Annotated in this window: 7 protein-coding genes; all 7 read right to left on the bottom strand. The window is 60.3% G+C overall.

Annotation, left to right across the window (positions count from 1 at the left end):
• Positions 1 to 147: 147 nt before the first annotated feature.
• Positions 148 to 1230: a HAMP domain-containing protein gene (locus tag H0V78_08825; GenBank protein MBA2351875.1), complete on the bottom strand. Its 1083-nt coding sequence runs from the start codon at positions 1228 to 1230 to the stop codon at positions 148 to 150.
• On the bottom strand, positions 1223 to 1948 hold the full coding sequence (locus H0V78_08820) for a response regulator transcription factor (GenBank protein ID MBA2351874.1): 726 nt from the start codon (positions 1946 to 1948) through the stop codon (positions 1223 to 1225). The genes H0V78_08825 and H0V78_08820 overlap by 8 nt, the downstream gene beginning before the upstream one ends.
• Before the next feature lie 301 nt (positions 1949 to 2249).
• Complete coding sequence (locus tag H0V78_08815) at positions 2250 to 3833, bottom strand: c-type cytochrome (protein MBA2351873.1); 1584 nt, start codon at positions 3831 to 3833, stop codon at positions 2250 to 2252.
• A gap of 883 nt (positions 3834 to 4716) precedes the next feature.
• A complete protein-coding gene (locus tag H0V78_08810) occupies positions 4717 to 5991 on the bottom strand; it encodes a beta-propeller fold lactonase family protein (GenBank protein ID MBA2351872.1) in 1275 nt (424 codons plus the stop codon).
• 610 nt (positions 5992 to 6601) lie between these two features.
• Positions 6602 to 8215: a hypothetical protein gene (locus tag H0V78_08805; GenBank protein ID MBA2351871.1), complete on the bottom strand. Its 1614-nt coding sequence runs from the start codon at positions 8213 to 8215 to the stop codon at positions 6602 to 6604.
• A gap of 302 nt (positions 8216 to 8517) precedes the next feature.
• The gene (locus H0V78_08800) at positions 8518 to 8988 is read right to left on the bottom strand and encodes a DoxX family protein (GenBank protein ID MBA2351870.1); all 471 of its coding nucleotides are present in this window, start codon (positions 8986 to 8988) and stop codon (positions 8518 to 8520) included.
• 19 nt (positions 8989 to 9007) lie between these two features.
• On the bottom strand, positions 9008 to 9280 hold the full coding sequence (locus H0V78_08795) for a sensory rhodopsin transducer (GenBank protein ID MBA2351869.1): 273 nt from the start codon (positions 9278 to 9280) through the stop codon (positions 9008 to 9010).
• Between the last annotated feature and the right edge of the window lie 52 nt (positions 9281 to 9332).

Raw genomic sequence — 9332 nt, 5'->3', positions numbered from 1 at the left:
TACCTGTTGAGTCGTAGCCTAGACCGTGGCCTTACAGCGGCCTGCCGAATGATTGCTGCATGGCAAGTTGGACAGTCCGGTTATGTGCGTTGTCGCGCTTTACCGGTAAGGATTCGGTAAAGAATGCGAGCCCGGGAAATCTTCGCCTCAGGCAGGCAAGGTAAACCAGATACGGATGGCGCCGCCTGAGTTCTCGGCGCCGACCTTGCCAGCGTGCGCTTCGATGAGCTCCTTGACGATCGCAAGGCCGATGCCCGCGCCGCCGCCGTCGCGCGAGCGCGATTTTTCGGCGCGATAGAAGCGTTCGAAAATCAGCGGCAGATCGTCATCCGACAGCGGTTCACCGGTGTTCGCGAACACGACCCGAATCCGGCCTGGCGACCGTTCCATTGCAATGCGCACGCGGCCGCCGTGCGGCGTAAATTTCCAGGCGTTGTCGAGCAGGTTCTGCAGGATCTGGGCGAGCTTTTCGGCATCCGCGATGACTTCGACAGGCTCGTTCGGTGTTTTAGTTTCGACGGCGATCGCTTTTTCGGCGAACTCGTTTTTGAAGAGATTGAGGCTATGGGAAAGCAGTTCGCCGAGATCGATTTTTCGGCGTTCGAGCGTCAGACGCGCGGCATCGGCCACGCTCAAGCTCAATAAATCTTCGGCCAGGTTGCCGAGCCGCAAGGTTTCCTGATGCAGCGATTCGAGGATTTTTTTCGACGGCGGCAGGATGCCGTCGCTCAAGGCTTCGAGGTAGCCGCGCATATTGGTCAGCGGCGCGCGCAGTTCGTGAGCGACGTCGACGACCAATTTTTTGCGCAGATTTTCAAGCCGGTTCAGGTTGTCGATCATCATGTTGAAGGCTTCCCCCAACTGGCCGACCTCGTCCGCGGACGAGACTTCGACTCGCCCTGTGTAGTCGCCCGCGGAAACCTTTCCGGTAATGGCAATCATCTGGTACAGCGGGCGCAGAATCATCTTGATCAGCACGAAGCTCAAAGCCAGAGCCAGGATGATGGCGGCAAAGCCGGACCAAAGCAGGTAGCGATGCACCGAGTCAAGGAACATGTCCATGACCTTTTCCTTTTGCGGAACGCCAAATTGTTCGAGCAGCGAACTGAAATAGTCGAGGGCAAAAAAATCGATGGCCAGCCAGACGACTACGAGCGCCAGCGGAATCGCGAGCGCGATGATGCCAAGCAGTTTCCAGACGAGGCGGCTTTGTACCGCCAGTTTAGCCAAGCGTTGGGTCGGCAGCAGGCGCCGCCTCATCGGTGAACGCGTAGCCGAGGCCGCGCGCGGTCAGTACGTATTGAGGACGACACGGCTCGACTTCGATCTTCTGCCGCAGGTTGCCGATATGAACATCGATGACGCGATCGACGACGACGCCGCCGTTCGGATAAAGCCTCTTCATCAGTTCGCCGCGAAAAAAAATGCGGCCGGGCGATGTCATCAGCGCCTCCAGCAGCCGATACTCGGAGCGCGTCAACTGGATGCGCTGACCGTTCAGCGTAACCTGGCGTTTGTCGAGGTCGAGCGTGAGGCCGCGGCACGAGAGTGCGGTTTCGGCCGTCTCCACGCCAGTGCGGCGCAGAATCGCTTTGACCCGCGCAACGAGTTCGCTGAAGCTGAAAGGCTTCGCCAGGTAATCGTCGGCGCCGAGCGTAAATCCTTTGAGGCGCTGATGCGCCTGGCCGAGCGCCGAGACGATCATGATCGGAACCGTGGATGCGCTGCGCAACCTGCGGCAGACTTCCCATCCATCAAGATCGGGCAGCATGATGTCAAGCACGGTCAACACCACGTTATGCCGGGCAGCCAGATCCAAAGCCTGCTGCCCCGAAAAGGCGGCGACGGTGTTGTACCCTTCGCGCTCGAGATAGACCGACAAAAGCTGGGAGGTTGTGGGATTGTCTTCGACAATGAGAATCGATCCTTGCGCGGCTGTCTGGTTCATGGCGTTGTCTTTTGTGAAAGATGGCACCTGGGCTGACTAATAGCTCCTTGGATTGGTCAGTTATGGCGCGGCAAACTTACAGGCCAGCGAGTACAGCGGCGTGTTCTTAAGCAGCGTTATCCGACTGTTGAAATCTTTGCGGACGCCATGCAACGCGGCACGCAAGCGCCGAATGTCAGACTTGGCATCCGATGATTGCGACGGGGCACCTCCGCTTACGGCGCAAACCGCCGGCTACCAAAGCAGCGCCACCGCGATGGAAGTGCGCGATCAGCCTGGCTTTGGAAAGTGGCTTCATGGGTCAATTACTCGTATCCGCGCTACGCAGGAACGTCACCATATCGGCCCGCTGCCCGGCATCCTTGAGATAGAACGGATGCGGAGCGTCGTCGCCACGCACCGGATCCAGCAAGTTATCCAGGCTCGGCACCGAAGCATCGTGCAAAAAAATATTTGTCCGCGCCAAATCGAGCAGCAGCGGCAGGGCGTTACCACGTTTCTCGCCGCGGTCGCTGGCGTCGACAACGATCATCTTGTCATCGAAAATTCCCGGCGAATTCACAATTGTGCTGAGCCTGGAATCGCCGCGCAGACCAACCGGAATCGGGATGTAGGCAGGCCAGATAGCTTTCATCTCCACGAGCGTCGGCGGCACGAATTTGCCTTGATCGACGTTATGACATTCTGTGCAGTTGGCGCGAAACAGTTGCCGGCCGCGCGCAAACGTCTCGGCGTTTACTTTGACGCCGGCGGGAGCGGGCAGGCTGTCGAGGTAGGCGTTCATGTCGAGCAGTTTCTGGTTGTCGACGCGCCGTCCCACCGGATTGGCGGGATCGCCGGCCTTGCCGGTCAGTTTGGCTTTGACGAATGGGTAGCCGGTTACGCCCGTGTCTTTCAGTATTTTGGCGTACTCGTCGGCCATTTGTTTGCCGGCGCGGCCGGCTTTGATCTGCAGCAGCTCGCGTCCCTCGGCCGTTACCAAGGTCGTCGGATCGAGGTTGGTCGTGTAGGACGCGTTGCTGATGTCATCGAGCAGCTTGAACTCGCCCGCGCTGCCATACGGTGCCGCCAGATCTTGACGGAACAGCGGAGTGTTTTTGACCGGATTGCCGTGGCCATCCTGTGTCTCGTCGAAGGTGCCGACCGGATAATAGGCGGGATTGCCTAGATAGGCGTCGACTTCGGCCTCGGTCGATTCAGGACCTAAGCCCGAAGGCGCCCGGCCGAGGCTGATACCGAGGAAGGATTGCTGCAAATTCGGATAAAAAGCTCTTGAGTTGGCGGCCATGGCCAGCAGCTTGCCGACGTTCAACGTCAGCGCGGCAGGACCATCGACGCGGCGGCCAATCGAGCCACCGTTGGGCAAGTCGAACACCGATTTGTCGGTGATGGTATGACAGATCGTGCAAGCGACACCGACCTTGTCGCCGTTCGTGACGTCGAGCTTGCCATCGCCGTTGGAGTCTTTCGGAACCATGCCGACTACGGCATTCGCGTTAATCAGCGCGACCGTCGTCTTAGGGTCGTTGAGCATGGGGGCGTTCTGCGGTGACATATCGGTTCTTAGTTCCGCTTCCATCTTCTTCCGCAGCGCGGGATCGACGGCGTCGATATCGACTTGCAGCCCGGCCTCCAGAGCCTGCTTCGGTGTGAACTTCGCGTCCATCATTCCCTTCGGCAAGCGCGCGGCATCGGTCCAGAAGCCCTCGTTGCCGAAAGTTTCAAAGCGGAAAACATCGCGGCCGGTCGCGGCATTTCCGCGCTGATGCGCAGGCGGGCTAGCCGTCGTCGCGGGACCATCGGAGCCCCGAGGCGCAACGGCGGTAGGGCCGCCCTCAGTGCTGCAACTGCTTAGGACTGCCGCGCAACCTGCCGCAGTGAGCATCATCTTTAGAAAGGCAGCTTTCATTTTAATCTCCTCGTTTCCGCGCGCGCTGCTTGGGATCGGTAGATTCGTTGACCACTCCACCCTCAACTACGGTGCGGCCTACGCCGCCCGGATCGCAGCGATCATTACAAGCAACGCGAAGTCGTCCTGGGGTCATTAAGCAGTGGAGCATTTTCCCGTGACAAGTCGGTCTTGAGTTCTGCCGCCACAGCTTGCTGGGTGGCCGAGTCCAGTGCCTCGACATCCACCATTAGACCCAACTTTAAAGCTTGGACGGGCGTCACCTTCGCATCCTTAATGCCTTTGGGCAGCCGCGCGCGGCATCCGTCCAGAAGCGTTCGTTGCCGAGGGTCTCGAAGCGGAAACATCCCGCCCGGCGGCGGCGTTGCCGTCCTGACGGGGAGTAGGAGTCCCGCCTTAGACGGGCCATCGGAACGCTGAGTTGCGGGGGAGCCGTGGCATTGTCACCCTTGTTACATTGCCACCACAGCCGGCTATTGCTGCGGCGATGCAAGCGCAATCAACGCTTCTTGAAAGGACGCTTCTTGTTCCATGCATTCTCGTCTCCCTCGTTATCTTTTTTAGCCGAATTAAAGTTTGCGCTAATGCGCGTTCGTTGCAGCGCCGAGGCGGCGCCCACGCCCTGTGAATTCGACCGACGCATTGGAATTATAAAGAGCGAATGGTCCGCGCTATGTGCGCTACCATACATATTCGGTCAGGATTATGTAAAGATTGGCGCATTTTGGGCTTGCCAAGAGTATCCTGACGGGCTGCCCGGCTGCCAGTCGTTCTCTCCGCGCTTTGCGTAAGCTTTCGCTTGCGGCTCGATCCCCGGCTTTTCCTTCCATTTGTTGCAGCCGCGGATTCCCCTGCTTCGTTAGCGCGCGGCGAGGCCGTTGGCGCCCGATGGGAATCCATCCGCCGCCTTAAAATCCAAAAGCGTTAGGCTGCCATCTCCTTCCACCCGGAAAGCACTGACGACCGCCGTTGTATTATTAAGCACATATAGGTAGCGGCCATTGTCGGTCAGAGCCGGGTCTCTGGGATCGCCGCCACTTAAATCGGCGGTCACCGCCTGCAGCAAGCTAAGGCTGCCGTCGCGCGCGATTGAGTAGCTGGTGACAGTGGCCGAAATCGGGTTCGTCACGTAGGCGTAGCGCCCATTGTTGGTGATGGTCAGCCAGCACGAGGCGGTCTGGCCGTTGGACAGGTTTGGAGTCACGGTGCTCACACCACCATCCACGGCAACTCGGTAGGAAGCTGCGGCGCCGAGGCCGGGCCCGTCAAAAAAGTTGTGGGTGGCGACTAACAAATTGCGCTGGGCAAAGTCGAACCCGAAAGGCGACAATCCGCCGGCGGGCGGACGTGTTGTGAGTGCGTTGGTACGTCCGTCGTTTCCAACCGTGTAGGTGTCGATCAAGCCTGTTCCGTTAGTGAGCCGTTCGGTGACGACCAGTACTTCGCCGCCCGGGCTGAACTGAATTTGCGCGGGGCCGGCGGCTGCGCACAGGTTGTCGGTGGGGTCTCCTAAATCACGGACGAGAGCCGGGCAGGGTTCGACGGCGCTGGTGCTCAACGGGCGGGTCGAATCGGCGAGTGGCGTTAGTTTGCCGTCCGCGCCGATGGTAAACCCGGTAATGTTATTCGCGCCTCCGGCATTGACGACGTAAAGCAAATCCTCGCTGACGGTCAGGCTAAGCGGACGGTCACCGCCCGAAGAAACTCGATCAACCAGCACCAGCCCTTCGCCTTCCAGCACGCTGAAGACAGAGATGTCATCGCTGCCGGGATTGGCGGCAAAGAGCCACTCGCCGCCCTGACTGAGAACCAGCGAACCCTGATTTTCGAGTAAGTTCCCAGTGCCGCGACCGCCCGTGTCGAATGCGCGGCCTCTGCGCAAGCTACCATCGGGCGCCCGCCGGAAGCTGACGACGGCATTGCCATCGACGCCATTGGTCATCACATACACGGCGCCTACGCGCCGCGCCGATCGCAGCAATCGCTCAAGCCGATCGAGCGCTTGGTCGGGTTCCCCGGCGAACGCCGTCGAACTTAATATCGAAGTCGTGGCCGGTGTGAACGTTACCGCCGCAAGTACCGCCAGGGCGAGCATGCCCGATTGCACCAGGTTTCGCTTCTTGATCGATCCCATAATCGTTCTCCTCGAAAAAAAATTCCATTGCCGTGCGGCCAGTCCGCTAACGACGCATGGCGCGCCGCTCCACTGGTTGGCGCATGGCCATCCTGCGTCTCGTCGAAGGTGCCGACCGGATAATAGGCAGGGTTGCCTAGATAGGCGTCGACTTCGGCCTCGGTCGATTCAGGACCTAAGCCCGAAGGCGCCCGGCCGAGGCTGATACCGAGGAAGGATTGCTGCAAATTCGGAAAAAGCTCTTGAAGCCCTCGTTGCCGAAAGTTTCGAAGCGGAAAACATCGCGGCCGATCGCGGCATTTCCGCGCTGATGTGGAATCGGGGTAGCCGCCGCCGCGGGACCATCGGACCCCGAGGCGCAACGGCGGCGGCAGAGCCGCCCTCGGTGCTGCAGGCGTTCAGGGTTGCAACGCAGGCTTGTAGCTAACATCTTTAAAAAGGCCGCTTTCATTTGATCTTCACACCCGCTGCTGGGCTCGGTAGAGCCGTCAGGCCCGTCCCTCTCAGTTACGGTCCGGCCTTGCGCGAGTTGGACGAGCGCTTGTACTTGGAAGGCCGAACGCGACGCCTCTCGGGATTTTTGAGATGCTTCGCGTTCACGAATCGCGGGCTAATTACTCGTATCCAGACTTCTCAGGAACGTCACCATGTCGGCGCGCTGCGCGCTGTCGGTCAGATAGAACGGGTGCGGAGCGTTGGCGCCGCGCGATTGATCGAGCAGGTTGTCGAGGCTGGGCACGCTGTTGTCGTGCAGGAACACCGGCTTGCGCGCCAGATCGAGCAGCAGCGGCAATCCGGTTCCGCGTATCTCGCCGCGCAGGGTCGCGTTAACCACGGCCATTTTGTCGTCGAAGATATTGCCCGGCGTATCGAGGATCGGGTTTAGCGTCGGAAACATCGGCGTCGCACGCGAAGCGAGCAGCGTCACGGGATTATCGCCGGGGAAAATGGTCGCCATCGCTACGACGAAGCCCGGAACGGCTCTCGCCTGATCGACGTTGTGGCAACCGGTGCAGCCAACCGTGCGAAACAGTTGCCGGCCGCGCCCGATCGCTTGCGCATCGCCATCGACGCCAGCCGGCGCGGGCAGGCTGAACAAATAGGCGTTCATATCCGCGAGCATCGTGTTGTCGACGCGCACTCCGGCCGGAAAGGCCTCGGTGCCGGCCAGCGCCGGATCGCCCGGCGGTGCAGCTTGCACGTAGGGGAACGGGCCGGTGACGCCAGTCCTGGCCAGCACGGCGATATAATCATCGACGATTTCATTCCCGGCAGCGGCGCCGCCCAGCGTAGTGAGAAAAGCGCGTCCGCCCGTCGTGGTCAGCAGGGTCGGATCGAACAGTATCGTGTAGACCGTGTTGGCGAAATTGTCTTGCGTCGTGATGGTGCCGTCGCTGCCGTACGGAAAGGCGAGATCCTGCTCGAACAGCGGCATGTTGTGCATCGGGTCGCCGTTGCCGTCGACGGTGTCGTCGAACATGCCGACCGGATAAGAAGCCTTGTCCCTGAGATAGGCGTCGGCCTCGGCTTCGGTCGAGTTTTCGGTCAAGCCCGGATTCGACGCGCGGCCGAGCGTTGTATTGCCATTGGCTGCGAGCCTGAGCTGCAGCACCGGGTAATACGCCATCGAGTTTTGCCCCAAGGCGATCAGGCTGCCGAAATCGAGCGTGTGGGTCGCGCGGCCATCCTGGCGAACGCCGATCGTGCCGCCGCCAGTCGCCGACCTGAATACCGAGGCGTCGGTGATGGTGTGGCACAACGCACAGGTTGCGCCGGTCTTGTCGCCGTTGGTGATGTCGATCACGCCATCGCCATTGCTGTCCTTGGGGGAAAGCCCGATAACCGCGTCGGCGCTAACCAGCACCGCGGTATTGGCCGGAGTATTGAGCACGGACGAAGTTGCCCCGCTCGGATCGGCGGCCAGTTCGGCAGCCAGTTGCTGCCTCACGGCGGCGGGCAGGCGCGGGGCATCGACATCGACATGCAAGCCGAGTTGCAGCGCCTGTAGCGGCGTGACATTGGCCGCGATGATTCCCTGCTGCAGCCGAAGCGCATCGGTCCAGAAACGTTCGTTGCCGAAGGTCGCGAAGCGATACACATTCTGGCCGGCGGCCGCATTTCCGGTTTGCTGTTGCGGGCCGTTCACGATGCGCGCCGGACCATCGGAACCGGCGGGCGCGGGCGCGGCGCTATCGCCATCGCCATCGCTGCCGCAACCGGCGATCGCTGCCAAAACGCTGATTGCGATGAACATGCGCAAGAGCACGCTTTTCGGCTTATCCATTCTCGTCTCCTTGGTTTATTGTCGACCGAACCTGGCTTACGAGCTTCGTCCGGCAGCTGTATATTGTCTGTGCGACATCGCACTTAGATCATAAAGATTGTGTAAAGGTTTGCCTGCCGGAGACGTAGGCGCCGGGGAACCGGGGAGAGGCAAGTTGCGCAAAGCGCAGAAGGAGCGGTGTGGCAATGGCAGACTTGGCCCGATACCTCTTTCGCATACCCAACGCGGTCCGCATGACTGTGCTACGAAGTGTTTTTCCTGCGCGCGAGTAGCCGATCAACGGATAAAGCCCCCGCACCGCCCCCAAGGCCTATCGCGAGCAACCCCGCGATATTCAGAAGATTTACCTCGAAACCGGGTGGACCGAACTGCGGACCTGCCGCTGTCAGCCCCACCGTATTGACAGAGCTGAAGCCGTACTGCCAGTGGACGCCGAACATCGCCACAAGATGAACGATTACAAGCGGGATGGTCACGAGCGTGACAAAGGCTCCCACGAGAATAGCCAGCCCGCCGAAAATTTCAACGAGCGTGACCACCCAGGCCATCACTTCTGGCAGCGGAACTCCGATCCAGTCAAGCACGCCCGCGAACTTATCCGGCCCTTTACTCAGCTTGGCCCATCCGTGAACCACAAAGCCACATCCGATGACCAGCCGTAGCGCCAGGGGCGCCCATTGCGCCCAGAATTCTTTCTTCCGCAATTCAAACATGTCCACCTCCAGTTGAACGTTACGGAACGGGAAACGCGATGGTGCTGAGCAGAGCCAGCGCGGCCTGACGGGAATCCAGACGCGTGTGCTGAACAACAACGGCAACGTCGGATTCAATCACGGTGGAGAAGGCCGCCTCCTTCGGAATCGGCTGTGGTTTCAGTAGATCGTTGAACCGGATGTGCCGCGTGCGGCGCGCGGGAACCGTAACGCAATAGGGCCCGACGGGCTTGCGATCCTCGAAGTAGACCGTGATCCGGACGTGCGCATCGGCCTTGCCGGCGTTGAGGATGCATACCGTCTCGTGAGATGCTTACGCCTCTCTTTGTTGACGAGAAGAGGCC

The organism is Burkholderiales bacterium, assembly GCA_013695435.1.
Lineage (GTDB): Bacteria > Pseudomonadota > Gammaproteobacteria > Burkholderiales > JACMKV01 > JACMKV01.
This window is presented reverse-complemented; position numbering and strand designations above follow the sequence as displayed.

What these genes read in the sequence shown, in the direction of transcription:
- H0V78_08810 (MBA2351872.1), bottom strand. Translation starts at nt 5,991, where the DNA reads ATGGGATCGATCAAGAAGCGAAACCTGGTGCAATCGGGCATGCTCGCC.
- H0V78_08815 (MBA2351873.1), bottom strand. Translation starts at nt 3,833, where the DNA reads ATGCTCACTGCGGCAGGTTGCGCGGCAGTCCTAAGCAGTTGCAGCACT.
- H0V78_08800 (MBA2351870.1), bottom strand. Translation starts at nt 8,988, where the DNA reads ATGTTTGAATTGCGGAAGAAAGAATTCTGGGCGCAATGGGCGCCCCTG.
- H0V78_08820 (MBA2351874.1), bottom strand. Translation starts at nt 1,948, where the DNA reads ATGAACCAGACAGCCGCGCAAGGATCGATTCTCATTGTCGAAGACAAT.